Source organism: Streptomyces hokutonensis (assembly GCF_000376565.1).
In the GTDB taxonomy this organism is placed as follows: Bacteria; Actinomycetota; Actinomycetes; order Streptomycetales; family Streptomycetaceae; genus Streptomyces; species Streptomyces hokutonensis.
The window spans coordinates 72,617-88,813 of sequence record NZ_BARG01000094.1 but is presented as its reverse complement, the minus strand read 5'-3'; the positions used below and the strand labels follow the sequence as shown (position 1 = coordinate 88,813).

21 protein-coding genes are annotated in these 16,197 nt (G+C 70.6%); all 21 read left to right on the top strand.

Annotated features, from left to right (window positions below; all coding sequences use genetic code 11):
• Positions 1-739 precede the first annotated feature (739 nt).
• The 21 genes from SSP08S_RS47430 (at position 740) to SSP08S_RS64340 (ending at position 15,545) form a co-directional block, all read left to right on the top strand.
• Positions 740-1,087: a hypothetical protein gene (locus SSP08S_RS47430; protein ID WP_019074694.1), complete on the top strand. Its 348-nt coding sequence runs from the start codon at positions 740-742 to the stop codon at positions 1,085-1,087.
• Positions 1,088-1,150: 63 nt separating this feature from the next.
• Positions 1,151-1,729 (top strand): hypothetical protein, encoded by a 579-nt coding sequence (locus SSP08S_RS47425; RefSeq protein ID WP_019074693.1) that lies wholly within the window; start codon positions 1,151-1,153, stop codon positions 1,727-1,729.
• A gap of 148 nt (positions 1,730-1,877) precedes the next feature.
• A complete protein-coding gene (locus tag SSP08S_RS47420) occupies positions 1,878-2,882 on the top strand; it encodes a DUF932 domain-containing protein (protein ID WP_019074692.1) in 1,005 nt (334 codons plus the stop codon).
• A 287-nt stretch (positions 2,883-3,169) separates the two neighbouring features.
• Complete coding sequence (locus SSP08S_RS47415; protein ID WP_019074691.1) at positions 3,170-3,862, top strand: hypothetical protein; 693 nt, start codon at positions 3,170-3,172, stop codon at positions 3,860-3,862.
• Positions 3,855-4,301, top strand: coding sequence for a hypothetical protein (locus SSP08S_RS47410; RefSeq protein ID WP_019074690.1), 447 nt, complete (start codon positions 3,855-3,857; stop codon positions 4,299-4,301). Before SSP08S_RS47415 ends, SSP08S_RS47410 begins: the two co-directional genes overlap by 8 nt.
• Before the next feature lie 47 nt (positions 4,302-4,348).
• A complete protein-coding gene (locus tag SSP08S_RS47405; RefSeq protein WP_019074689.1) occupies positions 4,349-4,819 on the top strand; it encodes a hypothetical protein in 471 nt (156 codons plus the stop codon).
• A 99-nt stretch (positions 4,820-4,918) separates the two neighbouring features.
• Positions 4,919-5,746, top strand: coding sequence for a hypothetical protein (locus tag SSP08S_RS47400; RefSeq protein ID WP_019074688.1), 828 nt, complete (start codon positions 4,919-4,921; stop codon positions 5,744-5,746).
• Positions 5,743-6,099 (top strand): hypothetical protein, encoded by a 357-nt coding sequence (locus SSP08S_RS47395; RefSeq protein ID WP_019074687.1) that lies wholly within the window; start codon positions 5,743-5,745, stop codon positions 6,097-6,099. Before SSP08S_RS47400 ends, SSP08S_RS47395 begins: the two co-directional genes overlap by 4 nt.
• Before the next feature lie 117 nt (positions 6,100-6,216).
• On the top strand, positions 6,217-6,507 hold the full coding sequence (locus tag SSP08S_RS47390) for a hypothetical protein (protein WP_019074686.1): 291 nt from the start codon (positions 6,217-6,219) through the stop codon (positions 6,505-6,507).
• On the top strand, positions 6,504-6,707 hold the full coding sequence (locus SSP08S_RS47385; RefSeq protein ID WP_019074685.1) for a hypothetical protein: 204 nt from the start codon (positions 6,504-6,506) through the stop codon (positions 6,705-6,707). Before SSP08S_RS47390 ends, SSP08S_RS47385 begins: the two co-directional genes overlap by 4 nt.
• Positions 6,704-7,075: a hypothetical protein gene (locus SSP08S_RS47380; protein WP_019074684.1), complete on the top strand. Its 372-nt coding sequence runs from the start codon at positions 6,704-6,706 to the stop codon at positions 7,073-7,075. The genes SSP08S_RS47385 and SSP08S_RS47380 overlap by 4 nt, the downstream gene beginning before the upstream one ends.
• Positions 7,076-7,128: 53 nt before the next feature.
• Complete coding sequence (locus SSP08S_RS47375) at positions 7,129-8,271, top strand: hypothetical protein (protein ID WP_019074683.1); 1,143 nt, start codon at positions 7,129-7,131, stop codon at positions 8,269-8,271.
• 96 nt (positions 8,272-8,367) lie between these two features.
• On the top strand, positions 8,368-9,282 hold the full coding sequence (locus tag SSP08S_RS47370) for a hypothetical protein (RefSeq protein WP_019074682.1): 915 nt from the start codon (positions 8,368-8,370) through the stop codon (positions 9,280-9,282).
• Positions 9,283-9,635: 353 nt separating this feature from the next.
• On the top strand, positions 9,636-11,192 hold the full coding sequence (locus tag SSP08S_RS47365) for a ParB/RepB/Spo0J family partition protein (RefSeq protein WP_019074681.1): 1,557 nt from the start codon (positions 9,636-9,638) through the stop codon (positions 11,190-11,192).
• Positions 11,193-11,283: 91 nt separating this feature from the next.
• Complete coding sequence (locus SSP08S_RS47360; RefSeq protein WP_051106115.1) at positions 11,284-11,610, top strand: hypothetical protein; 327 nt, start codon at positions 11,284-11,286, stop codon at positions 11,608-11,610.
• A 129-nt stretch (positions 11,611-11,739) separates the two neighbouring features.
• Positions 11,740-12,117, top strand: coding sequence for a hypothetical protein (locus SSP08S_RS47355; protein WP_019074679.1), 378 nt, complete (start codon positions 11,740-11,742; stop codon positions 12,115-12,117).
• Between the two features lie 84 nt (positions 12,118-12,201).
• Positions 12,202-12,792 carry a hypothetical protein gene (locus SSP08S_RS47350; RefSeq protein WP_019074678.1) on the top strand — a complete coding sequence of 197 codons (591 nt, stop codon included), beginning with the start codon at positions 12,202-12,204 and terminating at the stop codon, positions 12,790-12,792.
• 63 nt (positions 12,793-12,855) lie between these two features.
• Complete coding sequence (locus SSP08S_RS47345; RefSeq protein WP_019074677.1) at positions 12,856-13,146, top strand: hypothetical protein; 291 nt, start codon at positions 12,856-12,858, stop codon at positions 13,144-13,146.
• A gap of 57 nt (positions 13,147-13,203) precedes the next feature.
• Positions 13,204-14,181 (top strand): hypothetical protein, encoded by a 978-nt coding sequence (locus tag SSP08S_RS57450; RefSeq protein WP_019074676.1) that lies wholly within the window; start codon positions 13,204-13,206, stop codon positions 14,179-14,181.
• A 135-nt stretch (positions 14,182-14,316) separates the two neighbouring features.
• On the top strand, positions 14,317-14,820 hold the full coding sequence (locus SSP08S_RS47335) for a single stranded DNA-binding domain-containing protein (RefSeq protein WP_019074675.1): 504 nt from the start codon (positions 14,317-14,319) through the stop codon (positions 14,818-14,820).
• Complete coding sequence (locus SSP08S_RS64340; RefSeq protein WP_026179440.1) at positions 14,769-15,545, top strand: DNA-processing protein DprA; 777 nt, start codon at positions 14,769-14,771, stop codon at positions 15,543-15,545. Before SSP08S_RS47335 ends, SSP08S_RS64340 begins: the two co-directional genes overlap by 52 nt.
• Positions 15,546-16,197 lie beyond the last annotated feature (652 nt).

Below are 16,197 nucleotides of genomic sequence, written 5' to 3'. Positions count from 1 at the left end.
GGGCGTTATGGAATTGCCCTCCGGGCATTCCATAACGTGCGTTCCTCCGGAACGAAAAGCGAATGGCGGGATTAGTGTTCCTCCGGAACAGAAAAGATGGCGAATTATCGTGCCTCCGACACGGAAAGAGGCTTATCTTGATTGTGAGTTGACGGTGGTTTAGCTGAGAGTGCGTCATATCCGTTTCCCTGATGGGATGGTGGGGAATCTCCGATTCTTTTCAAGAGAGCAGAGTCTGATTTTCATTCCGTGGTGGAAAGTATTCCACGGAATACGGGAAAAGGGAATAGGGAGCCCCTCCGGGGCCCGATCCCTGTGGAGACGTGAGGAGTTGAGAGCAAGAGCAGGGGTGAACCTGCCTCCGGCAGCTCGGTGGGATGTGGTGACCCCTTCAAGGGTTCGGGTGCGCCAGCGCCCGAGCGCGGAGGCCCCGCCGACGCGCAACCAGAAACCCCCGCCCCGATCCCCGATGCCGCCGCGCCGCCCTAGCCCGCCCCCACCTTTCTCTCATTCGGGCAGGGAGAGCGGCAGCAGAGGGGATGTCAGCAACCCCGACCAGGTCCAACACGGTATCTGACCAGGGAGGTTGGAGAGGCCGGCCGCGAGTCGAGGTCAGGAGATAGTGCAGGAGTTTGCGCGTGAGGTAGTGCAGCAGATCAGCGACTAATGTATTATGGAACATGTCAGGGGGTGGCCCCCACTGACACCGCCGAATGTTCGTCAGCAGAGAGGTACACACGTGGAAATCGTCATTCTCTACGGCACCGTGACGTCAGAGACGGGGGAAATCGACACCCCGCAGGCACAGAAGGCCCGCCGGATCGCGAACTTCCTCCCGCGCCCGGAGCTCCTCCGTGACGCCGTCATCGTTCATGACCTGGACGACAACACCACGTCAATTCGGTTCGACACCACAGCTGGACCTATTCGAATTCTCCTCCCCGTCGCTGAGGGGTTCGAGTTCCATTTCATCCACGACAGCGAAACGGGTCCCCGCATTCTCGGGACATTCCGGGGTGCGTCCCTTCCCGTTCGCGCTATCGCATTCCGCATCAGTGAATTTCTGCGGACGCGTGGACTGAAGTAGCCGAGCCGGGGGCTCGGCCCGACCGGGCCCCCTCAATTCCCGAGCGAAATGGAGGAGCGCAGTATGTCCAAGTACACCAATCATGTTCGTCTGACCCTCGACGGCCACACGTGGCCCGAGCGGATTGCGATGCGGTGGGCGCCCCCGGCCCAAGAGGGCACCGCTCCGGCTACGGCTTCCGATCAACTCTCCGAGGACGCCGTAGGCGCAGCAGTCGGAGTACTCGCCCGAGCCGAAGCCGTGTTCTTCGCTCTGCTGGACGTAGTCGGCCCTGGAGAACACACGTTGGTCTGCACCACCTACTCGGAGGACGGGTTGCGCGTCGGGAACTTCCATCTCTTCACCGACGACTCGGAACGCGCCTCCTGTGAGGAGACCGAGGCACTCGGATTCTGGGCAACGATCGCGAGCGGTTTCGTCCCGGGCAGTAAGGGAGCGGTCATCGTGCGCACCACGGCCCCGGACACCGTGGATTCTGTGCGTGCGTGGACCGTCGACGCCGCCCGACGCTGGCTCATGCCCTGCACCGCCGAGGAGGTACGCGCCGGATACCAGCAGGCCCGGAGGGAAGGTGAGCACGGCCCCGAGCCTGACCTGATCTACCGGCACGCCGAATCCCTGCCGGTTGAGCAATCGCTGTAGCAGGTCAGGGCGTTGCCCTGAGGGTGGGGCACGGAGGCAGTTTTAATCTGTTGCCCCACCCTCCTGGATAGGTATTATGGAACCAGTTCGGAACGGGTGGCCCCCGGACCGGACCGCCGAAAGTTCGTCACCCGAAGGGAAAGCCCAAGTGGCTCACGAGATCGAGCAGTTCACCGACGGAACCGCTGCGTTCGCCTCCGCCAACGAGAGCGCGTGGCACAAGCTGGGCACCGTCACCGAGGGCGCCATGACCGCCGAGGAGGCCATGAGCCTCGCGTCCCTGTCCGGATGGAACGTGCGTCTCCTCCCGCTGACCGCAACGGAGATCACGGCCGACGGCACGACGCCGGTCGAGGTTCCGGAGCACTTCGCGAGCGCGCGGACGCACCCGAAGACCGGCCGTACGCAGACGCTCGGAGTGGTCGGCAGCGACTACTTCCCCGTACAGAACGAGGAACACGCCGAGTTCCTCAACCTCCTTTCCGACGAGTCCGGGGCGCACTTCGAGACCGCCGGATCGCTCAGGGACGGCCGTCAGGTGTTCCTGACCATGAAGTTGCCGCAGTCCCTCACGATCGGAGGGAACGACGCCGTAGATCTCTATATCGCGGCGATCAACAGCCACGACGGAAGTTCCGCATTCCGCATCGTCACCACGCCGGTCCGGGTGGTGTGCGCGAACACGGCGCGCGCGGCGATCGCCGGAGCCCGTTCCTCGTTCGTGGTGCGGCACACGGCAGGCGCCAAAGCCCGTATCGCGCAGGCCCGTTCCGCGCTCGGTCTGACCGCCCGGTACACCGAGGAGTTCGAGAAGGCCGCACAGCGCATGATCCAGGCCGAGATGACGCTCAGCGAGCTCAAGTCGGTCGTGGACGAGATGTGGCCGGTCCAGGACAACGACAGCCCGCGCAAGAAGACCAACCAGCGGCAGCGGTGGGGAACGATCTCGAACCTGTTCGAGTACGCCGACACGCAGGCAGGTATCCGGGGCACGCGGTGGGCCGGTTACAACGCGCTCACCGAGTACGCCAACCACGTTGCCCCCGCCCAGGGCAAGACCGACGCCGAGAAGGCAGTCGCTCGCGCCGAGCGGGTCATCAGCGGAGCGGCGAACGGCTTGATGGAGAAGGCGTTCGCCCTCACGACGGTCTGACCCCCTGAACGCCGGGTGGGCGCCCAACTCCCCCATGGGTGCCCACCCGGCCCCCCACCGGCCAGCAGTGGCCGCCCGGACCCCGAGCGCGGAGCGCGCCACCCCCGCGCCGCCGGGGCGCGGAGCGCTCCCGCGCCGGCCCCTGTCGCGTAGCGGCAGCGCACCGCGTCTGCGGAGCAGACCGCGCGCAGGGCACACATGCCCGCCCCCCCTCCTGCGCGCAGCTGCTCCGGCCGGAGCACGCCGGACCCGCCGCCCTTCACCCACCGCCCCATGGAAGGCCTTTCATGCCCATCCCGAAGTGGACGATCAAAGGCATCGTCGACGATTACGACACCTGCGGTTGCTGCGGCCGCCGTGGCCTCAAGCGCACCGTCGCACTGATGCCGCTGGACGCCGACGGGAACGAGGACGGCACGGCCGAAGACGTCGCGTACTACGGCACGTCCTGCGCCGCTGCCGCGCTGGGCTGGACCCAGGGCAAGGTGACCGACACCGCGCGCGCCGCCCAGGCCGAGCAGGACCAGCGCGACGCCTACGCCCGCAGGATGATCAGCATCTACGCCCCGGTCGAGTTCGCCCCCGTCTGGGATCAGCTCAGCGTCTACTACGGCCGCAATCCCGGTCAGCGCGGCACAGGCGTACGGGCTACTGAGGAAGTGGCGAAGCTGCTGGCCGAGGCCCGCGCGCAGCTTGCCGACACCACGACCGGGCCCGCCCGCCCGTCGCGGATTGAGGACTTCCGCCGCTACGCGGTGATCTTCACCCGGGACCGTCGCGTCCACCTCGTGCAACACCTGTCCGACGACGAGACCGAGCGCCAGGCTCAGGGAGACGCCGCCGTGCGTCGTACCGAGGAGATCCGGGGCAGCCTCGCGGTCGTGGCCGCCCTGGACGGCGAGTCCGCGCGAGACGTCGCGTACGCCGACGACCTGACCCGTATGTGGAACGCGCAGGCCTGGCAGACCGCTCATGCCTGAGTCCGCGCCCCGCCTATACATCGGAAACGCCGTCACCTACACCGGCCCCTTCACCGAGATGCACGACCGCCCCCTTGCCGTTCTGCACTGCAACAGCATGGGCAGTTGCGAGGCCTGCCGCGAGTGGACCCTGAACAACGAGGGTGCTGACCGCGAACACTTCCTGGTCGCCGACCCGACGTCGGGACGCTACGTGCGGCACGCCGACCGGGCGAGTCTGAGCCTCATCCCGCACGAGTGGCCCGAGGACGCGGTCCCGTTCAGCATCAACGGCTACTGGTACGCCGCCGCCTACGCCACGGCCGGCGGAAGCGAGCGGACGAGGACCGTGCACTTCTACACCGCCCACGACGTCATGGGCCGCACGTGGTGCCACTTCCCCGAGATCACGCCGGAGATCCGCCGCCTGGACGAGCAGGCCCGCCGCCGCCCCGTCTGACCGGCCCCGTACAGCCCAGCCCGGACCCCCTCAAGGAGCGATGCGCCATGCCCGCACAACCCAGGCTCACCCGGCCCGAGGACGCCGCCACGGCGTCCGCCATGGGCCGCGCCATGAACGTTCTCGCCGCCCTGCTGCTGGCCCTGGGAGAGGGAAACCACCAGTTCAGCATGGTTGCCGAGCGCACGAACGGCACGATCGTGACCGCCGACTTCTCCCTGTCCGTCGGTATGGCCCCGGTGCGCGTGAGCCACAGCAAGAAGACCTATCTCCGGTTCTTCGCGCTGCTGACCTTCGCGCTGGAGTACAGCACGGTGCGCAGCGCCGTCCTGGTCGCCACGACCGCCGACGAACCGTTCCCGCGCGCCTGCGGCTGGAGCGTACGGGACGGATGGCTGCACCCCATGGACACCCGCGAACTCCAGGAAGCGGTCATGCCCTGCCCCGAGGTCGCCGCCACGCTGCGCCTGGTCTACCCCGCGCCCGCCCTGCACCACCCCGACGAGCCCAAGGAGTAGCGCCCCGGGCCGTCCGCCCCACGGCGGACGGCCCGGTCAGCACCGCGCCTCCCCCCGCACCCACACCCGCAGTCCGCCCTGCCACGAGAGGAACCGCCCATGTCCACCACGCTCACGATCGAGACGCCCAGCGGCACCGTGCGCGCCACCGCCGGCCCCCGGCGCACGGACTCCGTCGTGTTCGAGCTGCACGGCGCGATGCGCGGCAGCGTGCACGTCACCGGAACCCAACACCCGTCCCACTGGGACCAGTTCACCGCCGTCCGCGCCTGTCTCGGTCCGGTCGACGCCTACGAGACGACCGCCCCCGACGACGCCCTTCCACGGCTGGCCCGCGGCGGCACCGGTTACAGCGGCAGCCTGACCCTCTACCCCGCTGACTACTGCGACTACATCGAGGTGTCCGTACGGACACCGACGACCGCCGCAGGCAACGAGCCGTCCGCGAAGACGACCGCGACGCTCACCGCCGTACTGCGCGCGTGCGCCGACAGCGTCGCCCAGCGCGACGACCTGCCGCTGATCCAGGACGCGTCCCGGCTGCGCAAGACGCCCGGACTCCTGCGATTCCTCAACTGGGCCAGCGCGCACGCCGACGCCGAAGCCGTCCGCTGCGAGGCGGAATCGCGCTCCGCGCGCCCCGCGCTCAAGGCCGCCGTGGCCGCCTGGTGGACCGTCGCTCGCTGGTTCACCGCCCGCCCGCACCCCCTGCTGCTGGTGCTGCTGGCCGACCGTGACGACTCGCTGGCCCGCATCATCCACGTCATGGAGTGGCAAGGCCCGTACTTCGCCGACCGCGCAGCCGAGGAGAAGGAGCGCGCGGACAAGTACCGGGCCGAGGCTGTGTCGCTGCGCGCCCAGCAGCAGCGCGGCCGCAGCCGCCGCAGGGGAGCCCAGGCGTACCCCGGGACCAAGGAGACGGTGTGACCGTGCGCTGGCTGATGACCCTGGGCGAGCGCACCCGCCCCGATGCCCCCTCCTTCGCCGAGTGCCCGGGCCCGAACGAGGCCCGCGCGGTCGCCCTGGTCGACGACGTCGGGCAGCTCTTCCCCATCCTGCTGGAGTGGCGCCGCGCCTACGGCCAGGACCTGACCGGGTGGGCCTGCCAGGTCGAGGCGGACGACATCGAGGACCTGCCCCCGGACGTGACCGAGAACTGGGGGCCCGACGAACTCCGCCTGGACACGATGCCGGGTGACTACGTGAAGGTGTCCGACTACCGCGACCACCAGGCGCCCGCCGCCCTGCCGCACAGGACCAACGTCCTGATGCGCCCCTAGAGATCACCGGCACGGACGGGGTGGGGGCAGCCACCGGGAAACAAAACCCAGTTGCCCCACCCCAGTCTTAACGTATTATGGAACATGTCAGATTAAGTGCGAGTGAGGAGACACCCCGTGGCATCGTTCAACCACGCCACCCCGGAACGCTGCGCCCAGCTCGGCCGCGCGCTCACGGAGGCCGGCCTCGCCTGGAGCGACAACGGCCAGCAGGACAACCCGCAGTACCTCACCTACACCGTCACCGACCCGCGCGGCCGCACGTGGCAGATCACTCCGGCCACCAACTTCCAGATCCCCACGACGAACACTGCACAGATCTGGCAGGCCATCAGCGGGGAACTGGTGAGGACCACCCCGGTCCTGTCCGCCCCCAAGGTCGCCGAGGCCATCAAGACCGCCCCGTGAGCCTGCCGCCGTTCCGCCCCGAGGACTTCGACGAGGCGTGCGAAACCTGCCTGGCCCCGCCCGGGCAGCTCTGCCGCCCCTGGTGCGACACCGGATACACCGCCGACGACCACCGCGCCCAAGCCGAACGCCACATGGACCGCCCCGACGACCAGCCCGCGCGCCACAAGCGCACCGCCCCGAAGGATGGCCCCCGATGATGTCCGACCCCGCCAGCCCCGCACACGGCGCCCCCGGACAGAACGGCGCCCGGCACACCGCGCCGGACGCCGCCCCGGGGGGCGAGGCACTGCCGCTCCCCGCCGCGCCGCCGGACCAGGACCGCCCCTTCTTCGTGATCGGTCAGTGGCGGGGCGGGGGCAACATCGACATCTGGCACGTGGAAGAGGCCCCTGCCGATCCCGGCGAACGGTCCGACCGGTGCGACGAGTACCGCGAGGCAGCCGACGAGGCATTCGGCAGCGTCGAGATCGTCTACGCCACCAGTCCGCAGCACGCCGCCGAACAGGCCCGCCAGGAAGCCCACGAGACCAGCGAGCGCATCCACCGCGAGAGGCACCGCCCGTAGCCCGCCGGACCGCACAACACCACCCCCTGCCCCCGTCCCCGAAGGAGACCGTCATGGACCTGTCCACCACCACCGGCCTTGAGTCGCTCGCCCGCGCGATTGCCGAGCAGCTCGGCGCCGAGCACGCCGAGACGGACGGCACCCCGGACCGGGTGCGGATCGTCTACGCCGACGGCCGCGCCCTCCATCTCGTCCCCAATCGCTCCCGGACCCGGATCACCATCACCGCGGCTCTGCCGGAGCAGGCCGCCGACCAAGGCCTGAGCATCGAACCCATCACGGTGACCGCCCAGCCACGCCCCCGCCCCGGCGAAACCCAGGCCCAGGCCACCGCCCGGCACACCGCCTCCCACATATGGCGGCGCCTCGTGCCCCAGCATGCCGCAGCCCTGTCCCACCTGTCCGCCGCCGTCGCGCAGGCGCGGACGGCCCTCGCGTCCGCGCTCCCCGACCGCCCCGGGGAGCAGTGGGCCATCGCCGACCTGCCCGTGCACCACCCGCGCGGAGAGAACCGGCACTGCCCGATCGCCTGGTGGCACACGCCCGCCGGGGAATCCCGGGCCGTTGCCCCGTTCCTCGCGGACATCCTGCGCCGGGCCGGACTGGTGACGACGGAGCCGTACGGCAGCGCGCACGTGTTCTTCGCCCAGGCACCGGCCGAACAGCCCGAAGCCCGGCTCCACGTCGTACCGGCCGCTGGGCGCGGCGGGTGGGACCTCGTGGACCAGCTCACCGGGGCGTCCGTGCACACCTACACCGACGCCGACCGGGCCCGGGGACTGGCCGACAGCGAGAACCGCGAGGCCGAAGCCGCCAGGGACGCCGGAGTGGCGTCCCTGGACCTGCCGGGACTGTGGCCGGACTTGATCGACCGGGACGAATTCCGGTCGCTGGCCGTGGAGTTGGCGACCGCCGGACACATGCCCTACGGCCTGACCGACGTCGACTACACCCAGGTGCCGGGGTTCCTCATCCTCCCGGGCAGAAAGCCCGCCGTGGCCAGGGTGGCGCGGCTGCTGGAGCCCTGGGGCGCGATCCGGCCCGGTGTACGCAGGGAGGCGACCGCGCTGGAGGCCGAGCGCTTCGACAAGGACTTGGAGGACTACGCACGCGCTCTGGCGGCCCCGGGCCGGACCGTGGACGTCATGGAAGACGGTCTCCGGGTCACGTTCGATCCGGTACCAGACAGGCCCTGACCTGACGGTTTCAGGGCGGGGCAGCGCCGGGAAAAGCAGCTGCCCCATCCTAGATTTTAGGTATTATGGAACTCGACTTTTCGGGAGAGGTTCTCCATGGACCTGCACGATGCCGCCGCACTCCTGGCTTCTCACGCGCAGCACGCCTTCACCCTCCAGCAGCGAGCCGGAGCCGCCCTCACCCAGGGCATCCAGCGCGATCCCGTCCGGCTGGCGCGCCTCGCCCACCAGGCCGAACGCGCCGTGGAACTGGCCGTGTTGTGGGACGGAGTCCTGTGGGAGGCCCACGGCACCCACGAGCGGGACCTCTTCCCGCTCGCCGACCCCGCCCGCCTGGTCGCCGCCTCCCGCACCCTGCGCACCCTCACCCACGGCGGGATCACCCGCGCGTACGACCTCACCGGCTACGACCCCACCCGTCCGGAGTTCCGCGCGCTCGCCCCCGAGAGCCCGGCACGGCACTGGGCGGCCCGGCTCTTCCTTCTCCACACCAACATCGTCGACCACATGCCCGGCGCACCCACCGCCACCGCCGTCCTCGCCGAACTGCACACCCAGCTCACCGGCGAGGAAGCCCCCGCCACAACCGCTCTGGACATGGTCACCGCCCTGCGCGAGCGGCTCGACGCCCCGCCCGTGGCGGCCCGCGACATCCCCTGCCGCGCGGGCGACATCCTCATCCGCGCACTCGAACAGGCCACCTTCCACGGGGGCACCCTCACCGGAACCGGAGGCGAGCGCACCGCCGTCACCGTCCCCCTGGTCAACGGCTGGACGATCCGCATCGACGACCAGGGCTCGGCCGACCATCCGGAAGAAGACCACGGCACCAGCAGGGGCAGCACGGGACGGACCGCCCACCTGCACGACCCGGGGGGCGACACGATCGACGTGATCCGCCACCCCTCCCCCGGCACGGCGCACGAGTGCCTCGCCGACAGCGCGGCATGCGTGAGCCGGCTGGCACAGTGGCGGGCCGAAAACCAGGCGAAAGGCCCCGTACAGAACTGACGTCGCCCGTCCGACGCACAGGGAGAGCGCCATGCCCAGATCCGCCCCACCTCCACCCGCACCGCCCACGCCCGCCCCGGACGACGACCGCAGGTGCGTCAACTGCGGCGTGCCCTGCACCGAGCAGGTGGACTCCATTCCACGCCTCAACGGCGGAACGCGTGCCGTGTTCGCGTGCTCCGTGCACGCGGCACGTCGCCTCAGAGGCGCCTGAGCTGCACGTTTACGGGTGGGGTGGCGCTGAGAAATCCAGTTGCCCCACCCTTGGAATAACGTATTATGGAACATGTCGAGAGGGTGGCTCCCTCCCGGCACCGCTGAAAGTCCGTCAACCCAGCACAAGGAGGCCAGACATGGCCACAGCCACCGAGTCCACCCCCGACCAGAGCGCCGAGCACGCGCCGGTCGACGCCGACGAAGCGGGCCTGACCGCCGTCCTGCTCGACCCGGACACGATCGTGCGGGACGACTGCAACGCCCGCGAGCACGACACCGAGCCCGACGACGACCTGATCAACTCCGTCAAGGCCGTGGACGTCCAGGACCCCGTCAGCGTCCGGCCCCGCCCGGACGGCACCTACGGCGCGTTCAAGGGCTGGCGGCGCACCCAGGCCGCGCAGATCGCCAACGCCACCGCCGAGGAGGACGGGCGCACCAAGCGGCAGATCAAGGCGTTCGTCCGCAGCGACCTGGTCGGCCGGGACGCGTGGACGCGCTTCCTGTCCCTGATCGAGAACCACCAGCGCGAAGGCATGTCGGCCAAGGACACCCTCAAGGCCGCCGAACTCTCCCTGATCGGCATGGACGAGATCGAGCAGAAGGCCGCCGCGCGCGCCCTCGGGCTGAAGCGCGGCACCGGCCAGCGGCTCGCCCGCGCCCAGGAACTCGACGACGCCGCTCTGCGCCGCGCGTCGGCCGGGGGCATGGACCTGGAACAGATGGCCACGTTCGCCGAGGTCGCCGACGTACCCGACGCGGAACACCGACTGCTGCGGGCGCTGGCCCGTGACGAGGGCGAGGAGGACGGCGGGCGCGGCCACTGGGAGCAGGAACTCGCCCTGCTCAAGGCCGAGCAGGCCGACCGTGCCGCCCGCAAGGAGGCGGTCACCGCGCTCGAAGAGGCGGAGATCCCCCTGCTGCCCACACGGTTCGCGTACGGGGAGAAGAACACGGCCCACCCGCTCACCGACCTGACCACCGGGCTGGGCAACCCGCTGACCGAGGACAACCACAAGAACTGCCCCGGCCACAGCGCCCGGATCGACGACGAGCACCAGCCCGTGTGGTACTGCGCCGACCCTGCCGCCTACGGCCACAAGGTGCGCCCCAAGCCGAAGCCGAAGCCGGAGAAGACGGCCGAGGACGAGGCCAAGGCCGCCGAGCGGGCCCGCACCACCGCGTGCAACCGGGCCTGGAAGGCCGCCGCAGGCCCCCGGCAGGAGTTCGTCTCCCGGCTGGTGCGCTCCAGCAAGGCCCTGCCGGAGGACGCCTGGAAGTTCGCCGCCTCCGTGCTGCTGGACCTGCCCCACTTCTACGGCAAGTGGGCCGGTCGGCGGGAAGCCGAGGACGTCGCCCAGCTCCTGGGCGTGAAGCTGCCCGAGTCGCCGTTCGAGCGGGTGCTTCTGTCGGAGTTGGTCACCGTCTCCAAGGCCCGGCTGCCGCACGTGCTGTTCGCGCACGTCGCCGCCGCCTTCGAGCGCGACATGCGCGACCCGAAGGGCTGGAACGACGCCCGGATGCAGGTCCGCTTCCTGTGGGAGGCCCCCACCCCCCAGCAGGTCGCCTACCTGCTGCTGCTGGAGAAGCTCGGCCAGGACGACAAGGGCTCCTACCGCCTGTCGGAGGTCGAGGAGCAGGCACTCGCCCCGCACCGGGGCGCGGACGCGGACACCACCGGCGACGCCACCTGAATCGTACGGCCAGCCCGCACACGCACGACGGCCGGGCACCCACGGGTGCCCGACCCCGCAACCCGCGCTCACTCACCACTGGGAGTGCCTCATGTCCACATCCAGTCCTGCGGAACCGCCCGTTCGAGGGGACCAGCCGCTCACTCTCGCTGTGCTGCGCCGACTCGTCGGCAACACCTGGGCACGCCTCCCGGGTACCACCTTGGTCGTGCTCTCCACCGACCCCGAGGGCAACGGCTTCTCGCCGTTCAGCACCTACGCGCATGCCCGCTACGCCCCCGATCCCGATGGCGACGACCTGCGGGGCGAGGTCTATCCGCTGGAGAGCGAACTCGCTCGGGACGCCGAACTGCGGAGCCTGTTCCCGCAGGTTCCGGACAGCGCCGTCTCCGCCCTGGTGCTCTACCCGCTGGGCTGACCGACGCACGCCACGGTGGGCGCGCGCTGGGCGCGCACCCGGTCCGCCGGACGGCGGGACGGATTCCTCCACCGGGCGCACAGCGCCCGAACCACCACGCGAACGCGAACCACAAGAGGGGACACACCCATGCCCACGCTTGCCGAGATCCGCGCCTTCGTCGGCGGACTGTCCGAGGTCGGCGCCCTGGTCGCCGTCCAGGAGGCGGCCGCAGCCCGTCTGATCGAACTCGACGCCGCCAAGCGCCCGGTCATCCTCCCGGGCCGCATCGGGCGGATCAACACCACGATCACCCCGGCCTGCCTGCGCCGCCTGACCGGCACCGTCGGAGCGCCCAACAAGACGGGCAGCCGCTTCAACTTCGTGCTGGACGAGGACTCCACCGAGCAGCTGCGCCGCGACCCGCACAACACCCGCTTCACCATCTCCGAGGACCAGGAGCGCTACCGCGTCCCGAGGGTCCCGGCCGCCTGCATCGAGCTCACGGACACCCCGGCCGACTCCTAGGCCGCCCCGGACGCTGGGGGGCAGCGCGCCGAGCGCTGCCTCCCGGCCCCCACCCTCAACTTCCCTGAAGGGAGCGTGACTTCGGTGAGCCCCGCGATCCCCGTGCGCTGCCTGGCCCGGCCGCTGGCCGGCGGACTGGTCGTTCCCTATGTCTCCCTGATCCACAACGGGCACGCCGTCTTCGGCAGCCTCGACGCCGACCGTGCCCGCCGCGCCTTCCTCCAACGCCTGTGCCAGATCTGCGCCCAGCCTCTCCAGGAACAGTTCTTCGTCATCGTCCGCCCCGCCGACCAGGAACAGGGCTACTCCCCCGAACCGGCGCTGCACCCGGAGTGCCAGCCCTACACCGCGGCGAACTGCCCGATGCTCAACGGCACCGCCACCCACCCCGCGGGCCGCCCCTGCACCGACCCGTCATGCCCGTGCCCCGAGCAGACCCCGGACCAGGGCCACAGCGCCCGCAGCGGCCGGCCCGCCGAGCGCTACGAGGCGTGGATGATCGCGGCCCGGCACTACCGGGTCGTGTTCCGTGAGGACGCGTCCGACGTCCCGGCCGGGATCAGCCTGGACGTGCCCGTCCTGCGCAAGCGCGTCCTGCGGGATGCCGTCCTGCCCGCCGAGCACGCCACCCTGCTCGCCCTGGTGCGTGCCGCCCTGGGACTGGAGCAGCCCTAGCCCGGTGTCCCGGCCGCAGCCCGGGACACCGCCCCCATCTCCGTTACCCCGAAGGGGAGTTGGATGCCCACCACGTACCCCGTGACCCTGCCGCCCGTTCCCGACGACCCCGAGACCGCCTGGCACGCCCAGCGCATCAGCGACACGGTCATCGAGCGGCCCGACGAGGGATGGCCCAGCGCCACGACCCTCTTCGCGATCGACGCCTCCAGCCCGGCGGAGGCCGAACTGCGGGTCCTGGCGTGGATCAACCACAGCTACGAGGACGACCTCCGCCGGGCGACCACCACCGCCGAGCACCAGGCCGGCCCCCACCACTGGCACGTCAGCCTCCGCGTTCTCGGCGAGTTCTGAGCCGACCACGGCCGTGCCGCGCACCGCCGTCCTCACCCCGAACAGACAGGAAGTGCCATGTCCCTCCCTGAACCGAAGACGCCCGTCGACCTGACCGCCCCCGTGGGCAGAGCCGTCATCTCGCTGCGCCAGCAGCTGACCGACCTGGAGGAACGCGCGGGCGAGTGGCCCGGCGCGGACGTCGTCGACATCCTCGGCGCCTGGCTGGAGCAGTTCGACTTCACCGCCGCACCACAACCGGCCCTCACGCACATTCCGCCGCGCCCACCGGGGCAGGCCTGGGTACTGCACCGCTGGGACCGGCACGAGAACGCCGCCATCGAGCTCTTCGCCGACGAGGACTCCGCCCTGGCCGAACTCGCCCGGCACGCACGCGGAAACTGGGACAACCTCCTCAACGACGACGTCCCCGGCGAACCGCCCGCCGACGACGCCACGACCGTGGACCTCTACTACGGGCCCGACCGCGACAACCGCCCCGACGAGGGCTACTCGCTGTACGCCGAGACCGTCAGAGGCCGGGGCCGACCGCGGATCGTGCCGCTCGACTTCGCATTCCCCGACGCCGGCGCCTGCGAACGCGCCAACCGCGCCGCTGTCTTCCACCCGGGAGACCAGGGAGATCTTCCCTGTCTGGAGAACGACGACATCCTGGTCTTCGGCTACCTCGACCACGAGGTCGGTGCCTTCCGGGTATCCGTCCACGTCGACAACGCCCCGGACCACCTCGTCCGACCCGACGGATCGGTGCCGCTGCGGGTCGAGGTCGAGGACACGATCGTGCTCGACGACAGCAACGCAGAAGGCGCGCCCACACCGCCCCTGCTCGATGTGCTGCTGAACGCGGCCGACGCCGTACGGATCCGGAAGGAGCCCATCCTCGCTGCGGCTCTGGCAGCCGGCCTCCTGTGGCGCTGCCCGGTCTGCCAGTGGGACAACCCGGGCGCGGCAACCCGCTGCGAAGGACCGGGGCCCTGCCGGACTCCCAAGCCCGAGACGGGAGTTGAGGCGGAGGGCATGCCATACGAGCCGTAGGCCGGCCATAGCGGGGCGGGTGCCTCCCACGTGACGGATAAGGGGATGACACCCACCCCACATATAGGCATTATGGAACTTGTTCGGATGGCTCCCGGGCACCGCCAGACAGTTCGTCGCATCGAGGAGTGCCTCATGAGCGGAGAGACCACCGCTGTCATCCGCGGCCGCGTACACGGGGCCGTGCAACTGCGCCACACCGAACGCGGCACACCCGCCGCCCGGTTCACCGTGATCCAGGTCCCGCGAGAGTACGACCGCGCGCGCCGCCAGTGGCACGACGGCGAACCGGTCCCGGTCATCTGCACCGTCACCGGGCCGATCGCCCGGCATGTCGCCGAATGCCTCACCGACACCGTCCACGTGATCGCCACCGGCAACCTCGGCCTGCGTGCGGGCCTGCTGTACCTCGACGCAGCCCAGGTCGGGGTGGACCTCGCCCACCACGTCGCCTACATCGACGACACCCTGCCCGCCGTCCTCGCCGGACGCGCCCCCGCCCCGCCACCGCGCACGACCGCCGCCCCCGAGGACGCGTACCACGCCCAGCCCGGCCCGCCCGCGCCTCCCGCCGCACCGGCCGACTGGTGGCGCTCGCCAGGCAGTTCGCGGGACACGGTCACCGCGCCCGGCCGCTGAACACACACCCCGATCCGCAACCGCCCATCGCGGCCCCGGCATGCCCGCCGGCCGCCCCCTTCCACGGAGGTACGCCGTGCCCAGCACCCGCCTGTCCGAGCGCGCCGCGCTCGCCGTCCACTTCACCCCCCGCCCAGGTCGCCGCCCAACTCGCCCAGCACAGCCCCGAGGACGTCTGGCAATACGGCGTCGACCACGATGCCAGCGGCCGTCTCACCCAGTACCGGCCGCGCGAGGAACTCGCCAACGCCCAGCTGACGTACCGGTTCGTCATCCCGTCCGACGACACGTGGCCCGCCGCCCTGGCCGACCTGGGGCCCGGCTGCCCGCTCGGCCTGTGGGTGCGCGGACACCAGCAGCTGGACACGCTGACCGCCCGAGCTGTGGCCGTGACCGGCAACCGGGCCGCCACCTCGCAGGCCCTCACCCGGGCGCAGGACTTCGCCACCGTGCTCGCCGAGGCCGGACACACCGTCACCGCCACGCTCGCCTACGGCGTCGACTCCACCGCCCACCGGGCAGTCGCCCAGGCCGGACGGGCAACGCTCGCCGTCCTCCCGCGCGGCCTGGACCGCGCCCACCCGCACAGCCACGCCCAGCTGCTGAACTCGATCACCGGAAGCGGCGGAGCGGTCGTCAGCCCCTCTTCCCGCCCGGCACCGAGACCAGCGGAGCAACCCTCAAGGCCAGCGCCGCCCTGCTCGCCGGACTCGCGCGCGCGGTGATCCTCATCGAGGCCCTGGACTGCGCCGAAGCGGCGATGCACACCGCCGAAGTCGCCGCCGACCTCCACCGCCCCGTGCTCGTCCGCCGCCCACCTGCGCGCAGACGGCAACGACCGCCTGCTCGCCCAGCAGCACTCGTGTTGGTCGTCGAGCCCTCGGGACTGCGCTCCAGCAACGCCCGCAACGGCACCACCGCCTCCGCGCTGTGGTCACGTGTGCTCGCTGATGCGACCATCGGCATCAAAGCGCGCCCTCGCGCGCGATCGTACGAACGGGTACGTCCGCAGGGGCCACGCGTAGCCGGCGGGGCGGTTGTTGGGCGCCGCCTCGGGACCACGCGAGCGGCTCATCGGCGCCTCGTCAGCCCAGGTGCGGCGTTCGCGATGACGGTTCGCCGTTCGCCTGGGCTGAGTCATATGTGGAGGCCACCGTGGCCGAAGGGGGTGTCAATGTCGATGTCGAGGAATCGTGCTATGTCGATCGGCGAGAGGCCGCTGGCTTCAACGCCACTGACGGCACCTCCCGCCCCTGCCGTACCAGCCGCAGAGCGGCAGACGGGTGGCGCCTGCACGGGCATCGACAGGCCAGCAGGCCTGCATCCCGCTTCTTGGATAAATCGAGTGTCCATCACACTCATCTCCTTTCCTTCCTA